This is a genomic window from Pseudoalteromonas rubra (assembly GCF_005887115.1).
In the GTDB taxonomy this organism is placed as follows: Bacteria; Pseudomonadota; Gammaproteobacteria; order Enterobacterales; family Alteromonadaceae; genus Pseudoalteromonas; species Pseudoalteromonas rubra_F.
Window position 1 is genome coordinate 49,328 of record NZ_PNCJ01000009.1, and the last position, 18,607, is coordinate 67,934.

The following is an 18,607-nucleotide window of genomic DNA, read 5'->3' on the forward strand; positions in this document are numbered from 1 at the left end:
GCAGGTACTGGCATGTCGGTGAAATCTAAGGGCGATAGTTTGCTGGATATCGAGCAGGTTGAAGCAAGTGCTCAGCGGCCCGAACAGGTGATCCAGCAGCTTTATCTGGACAAACGTGTCAGGCAAAAACAGAGTAGCCCGGCTCTGGGATTCAATTTTATTCAGGACCTGATCATACAACCACTGCGAAACGGTGGAAAAACGGCACTGCAGCTGACAGAGTCTCGATCTGAGCATGTCAGTTACTCAGCGCTTGCACGGGCGATTGCTATTACCACACTTGGCTTGCAAGAAAACGGCGTGACCAGCGGCGATACTTTGATGTTGGTGAACTTGCCCGATCTGAGTTTACTGGTTCATATACTCAGTGCGATGCATCTGGGGTGTGTGTTTTGTGTGGCGGATATGCCCAGAGACAATCGTTTTGAGCGATTTTTGCTCGGGCAAAAAATAGCGTCAATCACACCGGATCACATCATTGCTAATACCCAGGCAGAGCTATTATGGTTCAGTGAGTCTGTTGAGCCGCCCAGGTGCAGGCTTCATGTCGCTGATATGGTGTCAACGCCACTTAGATGTTCAGACGATTTTCTGCTTAATAGTGTGAAAAAAGACGCGGCCATATATAGCGCAGATGAGCCTGTGTGTATCGAGTTTGACTCCGACTCATCAGACACCTGTAAACCCTACAAATTAACGGCCGGGATGTTTTTTGAGAGCCTGATGTTATCCAGTATTTATACACTGGATCTGAAAAAAAACGACACCCTGGCGGTACTGAATCCCGGGGCGCTGCGATATCAGCTCATGCTCTCCAGCCTGTTCGCCGGAGGTTGTTTTAAAACACTGAGCTCTGGCAGCAGCATGCTGCGTGGCAACGGTACACTGCGCAAATTTAAGTGGCTGAGTAAACTGCTAGACTGGCGCACCAACACGATTTTGCTGTTGACCCCGGCACTTCGGGATTTAATTATCGAACAGTCCGTGTATATCCGGCAGTGCAGGCGCTACTTTATTCTGGACGACGATAATCAAAGTCAGCGCTGGCAGCGCTTTTATCAGCGTAAGTACCTGCACGCAAAACCAGCATTGATGGGCGTAATCTGGCATAGAGTACTCGGTGGGATCGGTGCGTTAAGCTATAAAAATGCTGAAACTGACACATTCAGTGTGCTCCCGCTACCAGGCAGAGTGCATATCCTTGTTGACAAGCAAACAGGCACGGCGTCACTAAACGGGTTTGGTTATTGTGCATATCCGTTGTCTGATAATGCGCTTTATATCACCCGTTATGGCAAGCTGAGTTACGGCGACAAAGTCAGTTACTTCAATGAGATAAATACACCCAGCTACCCATATACCGATATCCTTGGGTATCTGACAAACAACACAGTCAATGAGTGCTGGTGGGTGTCTTACCATTTTTTAGCTGACAATCCACCTCAACTGCAGGTCTTGTATTGTGCAAGGCCCGACGCAGAGAACGCCATAGACAGAGACACCTGCTATCACAACGTAAAGCACTCAACGCAAAGGCTGCTCACCGACGCGCATGCAGAGGCACCCGAGCAAAGCGAAACGGCTCTGACACACATCCGCTATGCGTATCGTTACCTGGGCAATGAAAGCAGTCCCGACATGCTAATACCTGACCTTCAGGCCAATCCGGACGCATTGGCAGCCAAATCCAAATTAGCGATTTACAACACCCTGAGTGAAATTCGCTATCTACTCGATACCAGTCTCACAAAGTCTTAGACGCTTTATTTAAAACAAACAGGAGTTTTTATGGCCATTCAAGATGATAAGAATATGCCAAAATCCCGCGTAACCTTGCGTTATCGCACCCAAATTAACGGTGTACCAGAAGACATTACTTTGCCGATGCGGATCCTCATCGCCGGCGATTTTTCCGGTTTTTCAGGTCATGAACAAAGTACTGTCGCCAAAAAGCAAATCGGTCAGGCCGATGAGCAAGGCCAGCGCTTATCACTGGATAAACGGCATATTTTTGATGCAACGGAAATCACCGATATCAAGCTGCACAGCGAAAACGGCACTAAGCTGACATCCATTGAGCAATATAACCCCGTGATGAAGTTATTGCGGGTTAAAAGCGCGGTAGGTGGAGATCTTCAGTTTACCCACCTGGATGCATTTAGCCCCGACAGGATCCTTGAAAACAGCCGCCCGGAAATCAAAGACAAACTTGAAACCAAGCGTCTGCTTAATGAAGTGATGTCAAACCTGACCAACAACAAGCGCTATCGACAGGCACTGCAAGATCTGCTGACCGCCAGTAACTCACAAACGGTGCAAGACGAGCTTAAAGAAATTATTGGCATTTACCTCCCGAAAACCGAGCAGAGCGAAGGAAATTCATGATGAGCGACCAAACCGCAACCAATTTTATTGATAACGTACTCCAGAGTGTCAACCTCATAACCCAGGAAGAGAGCGAAGGGAGCGCAAGTAATTCATCGGCTGTACAAGCTTTGTTAGCCAAAAAGAAGCAGAAACTGACCATTGATGCATTGATACTGGCCGCCAGCCATCTTGTCAGTGTCCCAAAAGATCCCGGCAAGGAAAACCTGGAGCAGTATAAACAAGCATGGCAGCTGTGTCTCAGTGCCCTCGGCAAGGTGGAGGCGCATTTTGATGATGGAGCAGGCAACGCGTTGCTATTTTATATCGACGATCTCAAGACTGCCTTACCTTCTTTGGCTGTGACAGACACTGCCCTTGAAGATAACCTGACCAAACTGAGCGCATTTGTTGGCGATGAAGGAAAATTGAAGGCACTTGAAACAGCAAATAGTGCAGTGATTGCGGCTGTCGAGAAGGGCGAACCCGAGGAAATCACAAAAGCCATTGATGCGCTTAAAGCATTACCTGAGTACCAGGACTCTATTGGCATACTAGACATCTGGGCGCGGGCGTTGGTTGCTGACAAAGACAAGCCGATGTTTGAACTAAGCATTAAGGAAACAGAGGTAGACCGTCTGCTGATGCAAATCGCTGCGCTAAGCCACACGGGCTGTTTACCGCAAAGCGAAGCCCCTGATGCAAGTGGCGCGGAACTACTGTTTGAGCTCAAAGAAAACATTACCAATAACACCACGGCGATAGACAACGCCATTCAGCAAGAACTCGACAATGTACTTCATGAACCGGCCTTTCAGCATCTGGAAGCCAACTGGCGCGCACTAGAGTATCTGATTGAGCAAACAGACTTTTCCAAAGACATTAAGATTGACCTGCTGGATGTCACCAAAAAAGAGCTGGAAGATGACTTTGCCGAAAATCGCCGCGATATCGCCAACAGCAGCTTGTTCAAAAAGCTCTATACCCAAGAGTACGACCAGTATGGCGGTCAGCCTTACAGTGCCATGATAGGGCTTTATGAGTTTGAAAACAGCGAGCGCGATATTGGCTGGTTAAGAACTATGGGTAAAATTGCCAATGCATCTCACTGTACCTTTGTTTCTTCGGTGGGTCCCAAGTTCTTTGTCGGGCAGGACGACATCAACCAGCTGGCAGAAATTAAAAATCTAGAATCACACATGCTACAGGGCAAGTTCTCTAAATGGAACGAGTTTAGAGACTCGGAAGAAGCCGCCTACCTGGCCTTTACAGTTCCAAGATTCATGATCAGGGCGCCTTATCATATTGAAGATAATCCGGTACCGGGTCTCAACTACACAGAAAAAGTCGATGATCATCACCATTATACCTGGGCCAATGCGGCGATGTTATTTGCCCGCAACATTGTGCATTCGTACGAAGAGACTTCCTGGTGCCAGACAGTTCGGGGCCCTAAAAACGGTGGTCATATTCCAAATCTTGCCAGTCATACCTTTAAACAAAATGGCCTGACCCTGACCAAAGTACCGGTTGAACTGGTGATGCCGGATTATCGTGAACTGGAGTTTGCCAAAGCCGGATTTATGCCACTGGTTTATCAAAAAGACACCACCAATGCGTGTTTCTTTTCTTGTCAGTCCATCAAAAAGCCCAAGCGCTTTAAGGACCCAAGAGACACGGAAAACTCCCAGCTGGTTACAAACCTCTCTTACACCTTGTCCATTACCAAAATCGCCCACTACATCAAATGTATTATGCGCGACAACATAGGTGGTACTGCCGATGCGCCATACATTACCAACACCATCAGTAACTGGCTGAACAGCTACGTGACGACGGTTGTTAACCCGGATGACCTGACCCTGCGAAGCTATCCGTTCAAAGCCGTTAATGTTGAAACCGTTGCCCAGGAAGGGGACATAGGCTGGTATAAATGTACCGTGAGTGTCTCTCCTCATCTGCAGTTTGAAGGACTGGATGCCGAGCTGAGACTGGAAACACAACTTTAAAATTTAACTAATTATTGCGGAGACTATTATGGCTTCAACAAATCTGGCTTGCAGCGTTGAGCAGGGATTTAACTTTCAAAAAGATGCGCAAATTCAGGTGGGTCACATTACCTCACTGAAAATTGGCGACAAAGAATATAAAAAAGACTTGGCGGTCACCGTGCCGACAGACATCAGTGGTGACAAGGTTAAAGTGGTGGGGGTTATCTCAAATATCTTTTGGGAAGGCGGACACGCAGACCCGATCATGTTCGGCTGTCGCATTTCTACAGACAATAAGGAAAGCAGTGTATTGCTGCAACATACCTCGATGAGCGATACCAGTGTGTCTTTTTCCTTTGTCATTTATGATTATGACCCGAAAGAGAAGAAGTTCTATCCCAACTTCCACACCAATGAAACCGACTTGAATGGCCTGGTTGCCAAAAACGGCGGCGAACTGGATTTTGGCGTTGACCTGGATCAGGCCGACGACGTGGTCTCGCCGAAAAACTTCAGCTTCTTCCTGGGGGTTATGCCAACAGAGGAAGAACAGGAAGCGCACTTTGCCGTCAACACCAGTGCTAAGTTCGTCAAGAAATGGGGTGTCAGCGTCGCTGAATAATCCACCCCGCCTCAGGGAGTGACTCATTCTGGACGGTTGCTCCCCATTTTTTGCTTCTAATATTATACATCTGGAGAGACACATGCTGGGAGAACTGGCTCAGGTCCACTGGCAGCTTGGGCAAACCCTGCTGCCGGAACATTTTGTCGCACAAGAGACCGCTCTGTTAACCGACAGTTCAATCAGGTTCAGTCTGACTGGTAAACCCTTTTATGGGTTGGCGCAGCTGGCCCTGGACCTATCCGAAACTGCAAAGGATATAGTGGGGATCTCGGAGTTTTGTTGCATTTTACCTTCCGGCGAGCTCATAAAGCTCAATGCCAATGCTGAGTTTTTGTTTAACCGGGGGCAAGTGATCCTGCCAAAAAGCGCTGTTTGTGCCGATCTTTACATCAATATCTATGAACACAATGCGCTAACAGCACAAGACATTCGGCTTGAGCTGCAACAGGACGCAGAGCGCAATATAGCGCCCGTGAATGAAGAGGTGGTACGCAAAGGCTATGTGCTGGAGGTCATCTCAGTGCCAAACTGTGCAGACGAGGCTACGTCAGAAGTTGAAATGCTCTCCAGGCGTGGCAAACTGACCCAGCTTCATCAGTTTAAACTGGTTCACTTTGCAAAGAACAACGCACAAAACTGGTTGCCAGACGAGCGCTACTTACCGCCACTGCTGGTGCTCTCAAACTCCTCGCTGTTTGCCAAGCGAGCTCAGACACTGCAACAGTACCTTACCTGTTTCAAAACAGAGCTCGAAGAGCCGATTTCACAGGCAATCGAAGCCAGAAATTCACAGCAGGCAGCATTATCAGCCATTGAGTGCCAACAACAAAGGCACGCCCGTGAACAGCACTCAGGAGAAGTGATCAAAACACATCAGCTGAGCCTGTTGAGCAGCTTGTACAAAACGCAGCGGATGCTCAACACCATCACGCAGACCGACAGCGAGGTATTACTGCACCCGTTTGAACTGTTCTGTCAGCTCGAAGCGTTTTATATCGACTGTAAACTTTATCGCAATGGACTGCCCAAAACGGACGCCATCGTCTATCGCCACAATGCGCTGGCAGAGGTGTTTGACAAACTCATCGACTTGCTGGATGAGGTGATTTTCCTCAAAGAATACAGTTACCGGCATAGCGCTTTGCGCGAAACCAATGGCATATATTCCTGCGTGGTTGATGCCGATGCAGAACAAGAAAATACGCGCTTATATCTGGCCATTTATCATGAAAGCCAGACTCAGGTAGGACAATGTCCGGTACCGGGTTTGGTCTCGTCGGAATCCAGGCTGCGCAGTGCCACACCGGATAATATTGAGGGCCTGAAGCTGACTCAGGTGACCAGCGATACGGTGCTGGCCCGGCTGAATGAAAATCGCCCGCATAATCGCGGCGCACAATACTTTGAGATACATAAAGAAGGCGAGTGGCACGACATCGTGAAAGCGCACAGCTTCGCCTTTTATGGACAAAGTGAATTCAGGGGCTACTTGTTTGAATTTATAACGGAAACCAAAAACTATGCGGCTCGTCGGTAAGTTTTGTAGTAAGCCGGTTTACGCCGCCCACACGGTCACAGATGCGGTGAAAAATCACCTCACAGTATTGCTTAACGCCACGGCCGGGTTTAGCTATTTTGACGGTGATTATGGGATCCCTTGTGAAATAGGTGAGCGCCTCTGTGAGCCGCTGATGCAAAGCCTGTGTGAACATATAAGGATACAGATAAATCGTTGGGAAAGCCGTTTTAGCCTGACGGAAGTGCGCTACGAATTCGACATGCGTGAGTCGAGCATCCTGCTGTGCGGTGAAATTGACGGCGCGCCTTGTCAGTTCAGGGTGCAATTACACGGGCCGACATTATGAGTACCCTGATCTGCACCATTGAGCTCAGTAAAGACGAGGGCGAAGGGATCACTGTGCATGTCAAAAATAAAGATTCCAGCGACGAGCATCAGATACAACTGAGTAATACCAGTATCACACTCATCAGCAAGAACGGCTCATCGACCACGCAAACAACGCAAACCGCAGACTCACTGAGCATTGATGTCGATGGAAAAAAGAGTGTGCTGTCGATGAACAAAGAGACGATTGAAATGAGCTGCACAAACTTCTCGCTTAAAGCCAGTGGCAGCGTATCGGTTGAAAGCACGTCAGAAACCAGTATTAAGGCAGGCAGCAACTTTAAGGCACAAGCCAATGCGCAGGTAAATGTGACGGGCAACATGACGACCCTGGAAGGTCAAAGCATCACTAACATCAAAGGCGCGCTGATAAAGCAAGGTTAAACACATGTCTGATAGTCATCATATCCATCAAATTTATCTTTCTCAGCTACAAGGTCTGGAGCAGTTCCGGTCTCAGTATCAGAGTGCGTTTGCTACCGCAGCGCTGGACAGGGACGACCCGGAACTCAAGCGGCTGACAGAGGCCATTGCCTATTGCACGGCGCATACTCAACAGGCTGCGCTGTCCACATTGCATAGCCATGAGCAGCAGTTACTGACACAGATACATCCCTACATGACGACCGCATTGCCAGCAAAAACCATTATTCAGGCGCATCCGGATGCGAAAATGACGATGCGTTATCAGATTGAGGCGGGCACACAGTTTGCGATACAAAATGAAGATTTTAAAACCGCCATGTTTAGCGCTTGCAATGCACTTAGTTTGCAGCCTGTGCAGCTTAGTCATCTGGACTGTGCGCCGACGGGATTAACTGGTCAGACGCTCAGGTTGCGGTTTGACGCTTTTACCCGAATGCAGGAGGCACCGGGGGAGCTGCCGGTTTATCTCAATGTATGCAATGACTTTAATGCCACACTGGCGTTACTCACTGCACTGCAGGACAAAGAAACCCGCCTTGAAGTGACTTTTGATAACGACACTCAGAGCGTCCCTTGTACGCTGGTTTTTCGCCAGCCTGAATGTCAGTTTGGGATGCATCCCATAGAAACCGTTCGTAACCTGCTGCACTTTCCTTATGCTTACTTTTGTCTGGCACTGTCAATCAAGCAAGCACCTAAGCACTGGCATAGTTTCTATCTGAGCATTCACTTAAAACAGCACCGCACGTTGCCTGCACTGTCGAAAGACTGTTTCAGGCTGTTTTGCACACCGGCAATTAATTTATACCAAACTCAGGCGAAAAGTATCTGGTGTGACGGCACTCGCTCGCAATATGCCATTGTCGGCGACGAGCCAGAGGTTGAGATCCATTCGGTGCGTGGGGTCTTTCAGCATTTGGGCGATAAGAAGTTGCCCTTATTGCCCTCACTGCTCAGCCAGGCAGACAACACCTACAATTTGACAATAAATAACCAGCAACACTGGGAGCTGGACCTGAATCTGCCCGATGCTTTCGCCGAGCCGCGCACAGTCAGCATTCAGGCCAACGGACACAACCCGGCGTTTAGCCCCTGGCTGTGGCATAAGCTGACGGCAACACCGAATAAAATGGAACTTCCCGGCGTAACCTGGTCACTAAACGAAGCCCGACAGACCTGCGCTTTGGCCCATAAAAACAGCGCCTTACCACCTATGTCTTTGCTGGCTATTGGTGGCAACGAGGTGGTTACGGCAAAGCACCTGACTGAGCTTTTTTATGTCTTTGCCACGCAGCTGGCGCGCGAGTTTGACGTGATTGCACACGGATTCAGAGGGGTTGAAGCAACCTCAGATCCGGCGCACTTTACGATGGTCATCCGCTATGTGGATACCAGTGAGCTGACCGTTCGTCTGTTTATCCGGATATTTGAAATGGGGGTTAATCACTGGTTTGGGGTTCAGCACATTCGTTTAAACCTGCAACAGGCAAACCGCGGGGGAATGTAGAGTATGACTGCGCCCGTGCACGATGAAGCGCTGCTAACACAGCTTATTGGCCAGCTTCAACAAGATATCAGCGAACTGGATTATCCCCTGGAGCCTGCGCATGAAGCCTGCTTGGTGATGCTAAGCGCTCAGCTGCTTGAGTCGTCCCTCGGAGGCGCTGATCAGACAGAGCTGTTAGAGCAACTACAGCTGCTAGAGGATTTTCTGGATGTTTGTGTACTAAGGCAAGTGACCCATGGATAAAACAGCACAACAGATCAAAGACAATATTCAGCATTTTGACTTACTTGCGTTATTGCGATTACTCAGGCATCTGGGTTACAGCAACATCTGGTTTGCCAGTCACGACAGCCTTATCTCTGAACAGCGCATTGTAGAAGCGATTGAATTTACCCCAGATGCCGTGGTGATCAGTCTGAATCTGGGGTTGCTGAGCCCGCAAAGCCCGCTGCCTGGATATATTTTGCAATTGAGAGACACTCTGATGGACCGCGCTGACGAGTTCAGGCACTTTATTGGCTACTTTGATCACATTATATTGCAACAGCTGGTGCACAGTCTGTTCCCTGAGTTCAATCATAGTGCATTTGGTCACTGGCACAATTATCAGTCTCATGCGCTGGCACTGACCAACCTCAAGTCAGTGCGCACTATCCAGAGTGTGTTTGATTACATTTATCCTGAATACCACATACACACTCAACCCAACCACAAAATTAAAGTACAGCAGCTTGCCAGAACCCCGTTAGGTCAGGTCGTGACCGGCAGCCATTACTTACTGGGTGATACCGACTTTGTCAAAGAAGAAGGGATTGTTGTGACTTTGTTTGAGCAGCACAGGCATTTTGACATAGCGCAGCTACAGCAGCGGCTCCAGCAACACATTCTGCCTTTGCTAGCGCCTTTATCATTACATCTGGAAGTGCGGATCCAGGGCCGGCTGAGACCGTTAAAAACCGGCAATGCGGGCGTTGCCACCCCACTTGGTTTTCATGCTCTGGGCAGCACACAACAGGCGGGCAAAGTAACGCTGTTTTACGGGCAAACCCATGGCTACGGGAGGTCGGGTGAACAATCATAATCAAAACCACTTAAGCGCTCTGGCAGAGGGCATGGGAGAGCGGCAAGTCTACGCTGCGGTCTATGAGTCGTTACAAGTGTCTTACCCTTACCCTGATGATTTTGACCAGGCGGTTTTAGCGCCAATTGATGAACACATGCGCGTTCGGGCATTACCAGCGGTCACTCAAACTTGTTTGACGTTATTTTCTCAGGGATGCAGCGATATCAGGGTGATTTGCCTGTATTTGTATGCCAGTGACGTGTGGCTGACCCGAGAGGGAATGTGCGCTTTGCTTCCCTTACTGGCAGAGTTACTAACAGAACACCGCCATCAATTACTGCCACAAACGTTTAATGCGGATGCCGAACTTGCGGAAATTGACCTTAATCTGGCACTGCTATTTAAAAAAATTACCCGCAAACTAGGGTTTCAGCTCTCGCAAAGTGGTGCGACGTTACAACAGCTTGTTGATGACCTGGATACGGATACGCAAAGTGCACATCTGGAAGAAATCGAGGACTTTACGCAAGGGCTGCTACACCAGCTGGATGGCACTGAACTGAGCTCTGTCATGTACCTGAAAATGTATCAGGAAAAAATTGCGCTGTTAGACGTATCACCAGGTATGGTTGAGGCGCTTCACTCGGCGCCTGTCCCCGAGGATGAGTACGAGCAGGACCTTGAGCCAGCGAGTACAGAGTCCCGAGTCGATAGCGACTTGCCAGAGCAGAACAATTCATTTGCACAGCCCGAAACATCGCATGCTCTGGCATTGCTGCTCAAAAAAATGACCGTGTTTCAAAACTTGCTACAGCAACAGGATTATCTTAAAGCGGCCATCATCAAAGAAGACATAGCGCACATTATCGAAAACTTTGATCCGCGTCTTTATTTTCCAGCGCTATTCGGTCCTTATGTACATGCGCAAATCAGTCATGGTGAGGCCTTGATGGAAGCGCAGATGGCGCTGTCTCAACAAGCGAGTATTGATGCACTGAACGAGTTGTACCAGATGGATCTGGATGCCTTTATTGCGTTGGAACTCAGTTCTTTCTACGAGTAATCACCATGTTTACTGACAAAGCAGCGCTTACGCTGACACTCACAGTTAACCACCAAACCCACACGGTGGCCGGCGGCAACATAAAATTCTGTCAGCTTCATCTGGATAAACAAGGGTTTAACGGAGAAGTACATTTTTGGCTGTCGGATGAGTTGGGCAGTGACACCCTCATCGGTGACTTTACCAGCGAGCAGTTGATTGACCTGACATTGGGGTTGACCCAGGATTCGACCAATCCGGACAAAGACACGCTGACGCTGAAGGCGCTGGTGGCTGAGCGCTCCGTATACGAGCAGACCTTTATGGATGTAAAGGGCAACAGGGTGCTATATCGCAAATATCAGTGTCGCTTTTTTGATGCTGCACAGTTTTTGTGGCAACAGCATTTTCCGTGTGAACTGTACGTGGGTAAGTCCATGAAAGAGGTGATCAGCACCCAGGCAACCGATGCGTTTAGCATCCAGTTTGGCAGCAACGTATTAGAGCAAGTTCAGCCACTCATTTGCCTGTCGATGGGTGCAACGGGACAAAGCTTCTACCAGTTTGTTGTGAGCTATCTGAAACAGCAGGGCGTGTTCTGGCGCTATGATTATAAAAAGAATAGTTACACCATTACCGATGACAAGGTGCGCCCGGCACAAAACCAGGATTTACTTCCGGCCGACAAGCCGAGGTTTAAGCTCCATTACTCCAAAGTAGATATTCAGTCGCAAAACCTGCTGAATGCGAATAGTGCGCAGGCAAAAATCATTCCGCTGTCGCAGAACCCGCTTGTTCAGGGTATTAAAAATGACCGGCTAATGCGCAGCCCATTTACTGATACTGAAAATACGCAAAAGAAATTACAGCTTAGTCATAGCGCACCTAAGATGGCAAAGCTTCAGTTTACATTGCGTACGATACCGGTTAATCAGCTCTATCCCGGTGTGGGATTAGAGCTTAAACACCCAGGCTGGAGTAAAGTCTCGCTGGCCTATCAGCAACCCTATCAGGGAGTCAAAACCGGGATTAAGCTCACAGCCACCCGGCAAAACGCACCGGATGACCTTAATATGCCAGCGACTCAATATCAGTGTGAGTATCAGGGGATATTTGAACATCAACAAGACCACAGCAGCGATGGTGATGCTCAGTTACCTGAGCCGTGTTTTGCTGAAGGGGTGATCCTTTCAGAGCCAGGTGCTGACGAGGACAAAAGCTACCAGTATGCACAGGATGAGAGTACCAAACAAAACCAGTACCGTGTTCATATTCCGCTTTGGGATCAGGAGATTAAGCTATTATTCCGGCCAGATTTCTTGCCCCCTCATTTTTATTTTCCATTGTATAAAGGGTGCCGGGTACTGCTGGAAATAAGCTTATTTGAAGCGCGAGTCTGCCGGGTACTGGACTGGGGCGCTTCAGTTTTTCTGGAGCAGAACACCCAGGGGAATCATTTGCTGCTGGGTAATAATGACAAAGATCAGACTGCGATTAGACATGAATATCAGGACGACAAGCCTGTATTCAGTATCAAGCGGACTAAAGATAAAGACACAGAACTAATGCAGTGGCAGGACGGAAAAATCACCATTCAGACACAAGAAGCAGACGGAGACTAACCATGGCACAGGCCGTAGCAATGGGAGCAGTACTGCAATGTTCATGCGGTATGGCACCTTCAACCCTGATAGTGACACCAGAAAACAAGGTCATGCAAAACACCCCGATGGCCAATATTATGGACTACATTCCCTTTAAGAATATTCTGCCCTTTGGTATGTGTAACTCGCTTGCCAATCCTGCGGTGGCTGCTGCAACAGCCGCTGCATTTGGGGTACTCACCCCCATGCCCTGTGTGCCTTCGATACCTGCGCCCTGGATCCCCAGCGCACCAACGATTTTACTCGCCAATAAGCCTATATTAACCGACAGCTGCAAGTTGATGTGCATGTGGGCGGGCGTGATCAGCGTTACCAGCCCGGGCCAGATCCCTGTGCAGATAAAGGGATGATCATGCTCACACAGCAAGTAGCATTCACTGGCTCTTTAAATTCTTAGTAAAACAATCTGATTATAACTATCACCGGAGAAAAATATGGGAAAACGACATGATGATGATGATGATGAATGGCTTCCATCAGGTGGAAGAAGACAAGCGCTCATACCTAGCCACTCTTCCAGCCTGACAAGTCGATTAGGTTTAGCTGTACTGGAACGCTATGCCAAAGCAAAAAAAGCACGCTATCAGGGGCAGTTTTTAGAAAAGCCCACAGCGGTTCAATTGCGTGACTCTGGAAACTGGGAGGTATTAGCTAAAACAGGAGATTCTCACCGTGGCTGGATAGAACTAACCGACACTTATCAGTCAAAAAACTCTGGCCGCAGAATAAGAAAAATCCACTTAGGACATAAGCTATCCGCTGCGGAATTTTACGATAAAGGCCCCAAAAGCTATATCGAAAGAAGAATTAAAAACCTGCCAGATGACGAGAAAACAAAAAAGGAAAGGGAGCTATGGCTGCGGTTTAAGAACCGTAAAGAGGCCGGCAAAAAAATGCGCTTTGAACAGCGTAGAATCATAAATGAAGCCAGAAATATCCGGTTTGAACATTATTCATATAATACGAGCCATGGTGGGGATGGTCATAATTATATGAAATAAGAGTTTGAGAGTTTAATTTTTTAAAGCTAAATGGTGAAAAGAATGAGTTTGAGTTTAAATGATAGTGTAACAAGGTTCTACCTCGAGAAAGCTGAGTTTTATAAAGGCAAGTATGGCGATGTTTATAATCCTGAAGTAACTTTCTTTAAAAAAATGAAGGCGCCAATCAACAAGGTAACCTCCACTAAGTACTACGATAAATACAAAGTTGGTTCGTTGTTTCTCTATGCATTGTCAAAAATACCCGTTTTTACTTACCTATCCGACTTTATAAAGTTCGCTGGGAGTATCAGCGGGAAATTATCCAAGTCAAGCGGTGACAGACTCCCTTATGTCGAAACCTACACTCATGATTGCTTGAAGAACATAGATAAGTATTTATATCCAACGGGCAATGGAGAGCATGCAAAGAATATATCTCAGGCAATAAAAGATTATGGTTTTGCTTCATTGAATATGGCTATTACCTTAGCCCAGATGGATAGGATCCACTATTTACTGCATTTCTGTGATCAGCAAATAAATGAAAGGATAAGTAAAATTGGAAATATAAAGTGGGGGCCTAAAAAGCTTGCGAGCTTTATCGTAGATTGGGAAAGGCACAGTGACCTTTCCCGGTCAGACTTTAAAGACGGATTGACTTTGAGGTCTCACTTAAAAAGAGACATGGAACTTATGAATTCCATAGACAGAACGATAGTCGAACAAGCACTTGATATAGCGAGAGTGGAATATAGAAGACAAATCAATTCCAAGTTTGTTGAAAATAAAATGATGTTTTTTAGATAAATTCTCGCTAAATCGAAGGGCAAAGATTAAAGCGTATCGCTGCAGCGGCGTTAGCCCACAGGGAATAATTAAAGTCGTTTCTGAGAGGAAGATCAGACTAGGGAACTATTCAATTTTGACCTTACCTAGTGCATTGGCTCCATTTGTTAGGGGCCGAGTGCTATCGCTAATGCGTTACGCACTTTAATCACGAATGCATCTCCACCACTCAAATTGATAATGTGTATGCTAATAAATAAACGTATTGATGAACTCAACACGATACTCCGCTACGCCAGTATGCAGGGTATCGCGGTTAAACCCGAAACCAATGCCTTTCTCGCTGCTGTGACATGCAAGCAGCAAAATGGTGAGGGGTTATCAGAGCAAGACATTGCGCTGCTTGAGCAAACGCACAAGCAGCTTACTGGGTTGATAGCCCCGGCAAAACCTGACTGTATTCAGCTGATCCAGGCGCATGAAAACAGCCGTTTGAGGTTTTTAGGGGCAATCCCACTGGTACGCCGGTTACTTCTGGTACTACTGGTTTGTTTACTCAGTGTCGGCGTGCTGGCAATGTCACCTTATGTCACCAGTGCGACATTAAACCAAACGCTGTCCAGTTTATATGGCTGGCCACGGATAGCTAACTTTATGCTTTACCTGTGCGCTGCCGGCTGTGGGGCTGCGGCCATCAGCCGGGCAATTGCTGGGCACTATCTGAAAAGTATGCGTTTCCTTGGCGAGTTTACCTCCTGTTATTGGGTAAAACTGAGTATCGGCACGAGCTGTGGGTTTCTGTTATCTTCCTATCTGCCGATTGAGCGCTTGCATGGCATAAAGAGTCAAATCATTCTGGATATTGATAAACCATTGCTGGCCTGCCTGGGCGGCGCTGCAACGGTTTTACTGATTCATTTTATGGTAAAAGGGTTAAAGCGCCTGAGTGGCGCACTACAGGTTATTCGTAATCGTGTGGTCAAGCGCATTCAGGCATTGGGCTTGCTTCGGTCGAAAGACAACTCAGGTCAAACTCGGTCACATGAGCAGACACAAATAGAGCCCGCTATGCCTGATATGGAAGAAATTGATGCACCGGCACCATCAGTGCAGCCCGAGATTTACACGACCACTTCACCCAGTGAGTTTACCTGGTGGCAGGAACATACCCGCAAGGCTTGTTGCCAAAAAGGCGTTTTGTGCGCGCCGGGCGACAACGCCGGGCTGATACTGGTGAGAGGTTATGACTGTAAGGACCGCTCTGCTGAGCAGATCATTTATGATTTATCTCGAGCCGGATTAGATTTTGCCACGACCTGTGTGCTGGCTAAAGCAGCGGGTTTAGCAGGCGAAGACGTGAAACGTTTTATCCTGGTCGAGCAGTTATCTCAGCTCAGGCTGAGTATGCAAGTACAGCAAAATCTATTTGAGGTGGTCTGGCGCTCTGTTGAAGGGGACGTACAAAGCATTTGCGCCAAATCTGACTGTGTGGCGGCCTATGGCAAGGTAAACTGGCCTGCACTGGATAGCAAGATTAAAGCAATGGTGGGTGATTTACACTTTTGCGGGCACTATACACCACTCAGTCGTAAAGTGATCCAGGAGTACATAGTCAATAATGACCTGAGCGGCTTTACGCAGGCTTTATGCAACGCAGATTACTGGCCGTATGTACCAGCAGCACGCTTTGAGGCGCGCAGACAGTTTTTGCAATCAATACCTGCGGCGGTACATTAAAGGCTCAATCGGTTTATGCTATTTTTTCCATACAGCGCCGTGGCACTGCGTTGACGCGCTTTGCGATAGTTCAAAGGTGACATATTAAACTGTTTTTTGAACGCGGTAGAAAAATTATTGCCATCGGTATACCCCACACGCTCTGCAATCTGAACCACACTCAACGACGTTTCGGCCAGTAATTGTGCGCCTTTGAGCATCCGTTGCTCTCTCAGCCAGTTAAAAATCGATGTATTCATATGTGTTTTAAATGCTTCGGCCAGGGTATTTCTGTTCGTTGAAAGGGCCGCACTCAGCTCAGCCAAAGTGATATTCTCAGACAACCGGGCGCGCAAAATCTCAACCGCGTCGTTCGCCAGACGTGCTTTTTTATTCCCCAGATCTTTGCTATTTAATCCGCTACCCTGTTTAAAGGCCAGTATGTGTTTCAGACAGTTGAGCCGATGTAGTAGTTCTGCGGGAATTAAAGGGTAGCTCACGTAGTCCAGCGCGCCTCGCTCAAACAGCACCTGTTTATGTCCGCATGACTCGCTGACTATAGCTATTACAGGTACAAGAAAGCCAAATTTTTTTTGAATACCCTCGACTACCTTATCCAGCATAGCACTGGCGACGATCTTGGTTTTTGCAACAACATCAATTAAAAATGCCACGGGTGTCACAGTAAAGCTTTTTTGGCTAAATTCCTTATCACTGATATGCACAGTACTAAACCCTTGTGGTGATACCAACATGTTAATATCCCTGTGTGCTTTGATATTACAGTTAATCAGGCATATATTGGATTCTGCATTGTGGGTATACACCTTTTCCTCTCAACATGACCCGTACTTCCCGCTCTGTCTTGCTTTATTACAATCCAGGTAACTCAATTAGCAGAAAAAGACTGCACATTTTATCTTATGAGTTCGCTGATATTAACTCTGTTTAAGCCAGGTATACTCGATTTAATACTCATATCGAGTATATATCGATTGACTTAATTTTGTGCAACGTCGCGGTGGCAAAAGTAACGATTTAAACAGGCTTTCTAGTCTATTTTGTTAAAAACCCAACATCAATTACACGTTATTACAAACTTGATGGTAAGAATAAATGATTGGTTGGATGTCAACTATTCAGAATATAGCAAGAAAGTGGTGTGATTCGTCAGTTTATCTCAGTTCCGTTGAGTGTATAAAAAGCCATGGCGCTGGGTGTTTAATGAACGAATCGTATCGTATTTATATTATGTAGCCGTCGTAACCGATATCCAGGGTTATGGAATTATGCCATTATCGGTGGCAACATGGTTCTGCTGGCGATCTTATCTTATTCACCCCCCTGTACTTTTAACGGCTTTTTCTTGGCTGCTTCCTGGGCTGGTACCGATGGAGAGTTTTGTGCAGGGGTGTGCATGGTGATAGCAAGTTCTTTACTTTGCTGATAGGTTACCAGAGCATAGTTTAATAACTAAGTAACGGGGCTGCACAGAGTAAAGCCGTGTCTGTGCTAAAAATGAGGGAGAAGTCGATTGCATCAACTTAAAGTATATTTGGTTAATGCCTTTACAGAGCAAGGCACAGGGGGAAACCCAGCTGGCGTGGTACTTCAGGCCGATGGACTGACAGACGAGCAAAAGTTGGCCATCGCACAGTCTGTGGGTTTTTCAGAAACCGCCTTTGTGTCTGCAGCCAGCGACGCCGATTTCGCAGTGTCTTTTTTTACTCCAACAGCTGAAGTCGATTTTTGTGGTCACGCAACTGTGGCTGCGTTCTCTGTCATGTTTGAACAGGGCCTGATCACTCAGGGACATTACGAACAAAGTACCAAAGCGGGTCGGCTTGGTGTAACAATAGAGGCAGATGGACACATTGTGATGGCGCAAAATTTGCCGCAGTATATTAAGCGCTTTGACTATGCCGAAATATCAGTCTTAATCGGACTTGATACGTCTATATTAGCGTCGACCCAGTTACCTATTGAAGCTATTTCAACCGGCTTGGCGGATATGATTGTGCCTGTGCCTAAAGGGTACCTCGATAAGCTTAAGGTCAATGACACAGCGCTGAGCGATTTTTCTCGTCAGCATAACGTCATTGGCTTGCATGCGTTTGAGTTGAGCGCTCAGGGTGAGGCGTTCACAGCACGCTGTCGTAATTTTGCACCCTTATTTGGGATACCTGAAGAGTCTGCTACTGGCAGTGCCAGTGGGGCCCTTGCGTGCTATCTGACTCAATATGTTTTTCCTTGTCAGTCTAATCACTTTACCTTTGAACAAGGTCGGGAGATGGGATGTCCCTCGCGCATTACGGCATCGGTTGAGTCAGATAAGCAGAAGATATCTAAAGTATTTGTTGGTGGCTATGCGCAGATAGCAGGTAAAGAAATACTCTCAATATAGCCAGGTTGCCATATTTTGTGTTTTCCAGAATCATTGGCTGTTGTAGCGAGTGCCGCTTATCGCTATCCCTTTTAAGTTGCTGTTTATTTAGGTAGTCTACATCGGATTCAATTTTGGGAGGTGTGTCGCG

Annotated in this window: 18 protein-coding genes; 17 read left to right on the plus strand and 1 reads right to left on the minus strand. The window is 47.4% G+C overall.

Features of this window, described 5'->3' with window-relative positions:
* Nucleotides 1-12: 12 nt before the first annotated feature.
* From CWB98_RS06390 to CWB98_RS06465, 16 genes are all read left to right on the plus strand, one after another.
* Nucleotides 13-1,758, plus strand: a complete 1,746-nt coding sequence (locus CWB98_RS06390; protein WP_138544090.1) for a hypothetical protein — start codon at nt 13-15, stop codon at nt 1,756-1,758.
* 30 nt (nt 1,759-1,788) lie between these two features.
* Nucleotides 1,789-2,385, plus strand: a complete 597-nt coding sequence (locus CWB98_RS06395) for a type VI secretion system contractile sheath small subunit (RefSeq protein WP_138544091.1) — start codon at nt 1,789-1,791, stop codon at nt 2,383-2,385.
* Nucleotides 2,382-4,373 carry a type VI secretion system contractile sheath large subunit gene (tssC, locus tag CWB98_RS06400; protein WP_138544092.1) on the plus strand — a complete coding sequence of 664 codons (1,992 nt, stop codon included), beginning with the start codon at nt 2,382-2,384 and terminating at the stop codon, nt 4,371-4,373. Before CWB98_RS06395 ends, tssC begins: the two co-directional genes overlap by 4 nt.
* Nucleotides 4,374-4,401: 28 nt before the next feature.
* On the plus strand, nt 4,402-4,977 hold the full coding sequence (locus CWB98_RS06405; RefSeq protein ID WP_138544093.1) for a hypothetical protein: 576 nt from the start codon (nt 4,402-4,404) through the stop codon (nt 4,975-4,977).
* Nucleotides 4,978-5,059: 82 nt separating this feature from the next.
* Nucleotides 5,060-6,517 carry a type VI secretion system baseplate subunit TssK gene (gene tssK, locus CWB98_RS06410; protein ID WP_138544094.1) on the plus strand — a complete coding sequence of 486 codons (1,458 nt, stop codon included), beginning with the start codon at nt 5,060-5,062 and terminating at the stop codon, nt 6,515-6,517.
* A complete protein-coding gene (locus CWB98_RS06415) occupies nt 6,501-6,845 on the plus strand; it encodes a GPW/gp25 family protein (protein ID WP_138544095.1) in 345 nt (114 codons plus the stop codon). Before tssK ends, CWB98_RS06415 begins: the two co-directional genes overlap by 17 nt.
* On the plus strand, nt 6,842-7,270 hold the full coding sequence (locus CWB98_RS06420) for a hypothetical protein (RefSeq protein ID WP_138544096.1): 429 nt from the start codon (nt 6,842-6,844) through the stop codon (nt 7,268-7,270). Before CWB98_RS06415 ends, CWB98_RS06420 begins: the two co-directional genes overlap by 4 nt.
* Nucleotides 7,271-7,274: 4 nt before the next feature.
* Nucleotides 7,275-8,819 carry a type VI secretion system baseplate subunit TssF/IglH gene (iglH, locus tag CWB98_RS06425; RefSeq protein ID WP_138544097.1) on the plus strand — a complete coding sequence of 515 codons (1,545 nt, stop codon included), beginning with the start codon at nt 7,275-7,277 and terminating at the stop codon, nt 8,817-8,819.
* A 3-nt stretch (nt 8,820-8,822) separates the two neighbouring features.
* A complete protein-coding gene (locus CWB98_RS06430) occupies nt 8,823-9,062 on the plus strand; it encodes a hypothetical protein (RefSeq protein ID WP_138544098.1) in 240 nt (79 codons plus the stop codon).
* Nucleotides 9,055-9,900 (plus strand): type VI secretion system baseplate subunit TssG, encoded by an 846-nt coding sequence (locus CWB98_RS06435; protein WP_138544099.1) that lies wholly within the window; start codon nt 9,055-9,057, stop codon nt 9,898-9,900. The genes CWB98_RS06430 and CWB98_RS06435 overlap by 8 nt, the downstream gene beginning before the upstream one ends.
* A complete protein-coding gene (locus CWB98_RS06440; protein WP_138544100.1) occupies nt 9,887-10,945 on the plus strand; it encodes a type VI secretion system protein IglI family protein in 1,059 nt (352 codons plus the stop codon). The genes CWB98_RS06435 and CWB98_RS06440 overlap by 14 nt, the downstream gene beginning before the upstream one ends.
* A gap of 5 nt (nt 10,946-10,950) precedes the next feature.
* On the plus strand, nt 10,951-12,546 hold the full coding sequence (locus CWB98_RS06445; protein ID WP_138544101.1) for a hypothetical protein: 1,596 nt from the start codon (nt 10,951-10,953) through the stop codon (nt 12,544-12,546).
* A 2-nt stretch (nt 12,547-12,548) separates the two neighbouring features.
* A complete protein-coding gene (locus CWB98_RS06450) occupies nt 12,549-12,938 on the plus strand; it encodes a DUF4280 domain-containing protein (RefSeq protein ID WP_138544102.1) in 390 nt (129 codons plus the stop codon).
* An 84-nt stretch (nt 12,939-13,022) separates the two neighbouring features.
* Nucleotides 13,023-13,589, plus strand: coding sequence for a hypothetical protein (locus CWB98_RS06455; RefSeq protein ID WP_138544103.1), 567 nt, complete (start codon nt 13,023-13,025; stop codon nt 13,587-13,589).
* Between the two features lie 42 nt (nt 13,590-13,631).
* Nucleotides 13,632-14,378, plus strand: coding sequence for a hypothetical protein (locus tag CWB98_RS06460; RefSeq protein WP_138544104.1), 747 nt, complete (start codon nt 13,632-13,634; stop codon nt 14,376-14,378).
* 225 nt (nt 14,379-14,603) lie between these two features.
* The gene (locus CWB98_RS06465; protein ID WP_138544105.1) at nt 14,604-16,094 is read left to right on the plus strand and encodes a hypothetical protein; all 1,491 of its coding nucleotides are present in this window, start codon (nt 14,604-14,606) and stop codon (nt 16,092-16,094) included.
* Here the strand turns inward: CWB98_RS06465 and CWB98_RS06470 are convergent.
* Nucleotides 16,091-16,828, minus strand: a complete 738-nt coding sequence (locus CWB98_RS06470) for an AraC family transcriptional regulator (RefSeq protein ID WP_138544106.1) — start codon at nt 16,826-16,828, stop codon at nt 16,091-16,093. The two genes, CWB98_RS06465 and CWB98_RS06470, sit on opposite strands and share 4 nt — an antisense overlap.
* Before the next feature lie 779 nt (nt 16,829-17,607).
* On the opposite strand from CWB98_RS06470, the gene CWB98_RS06475 reads away from it, so the two are divergent.
* Nucleotides 17,608-18,477, plus strand: a complete 870-nt coding sequence (locus CWB98_RS06475) for a PhzF family phenazine biosynthesis protein (protein ID WP_138544107.1) — start codon at nt 17,608-17,610, stop codon at nt 18,475-18,477.
* The last annotated feature ends 130 nt before the right edge of the window (nt 18,478-18,607 follow it).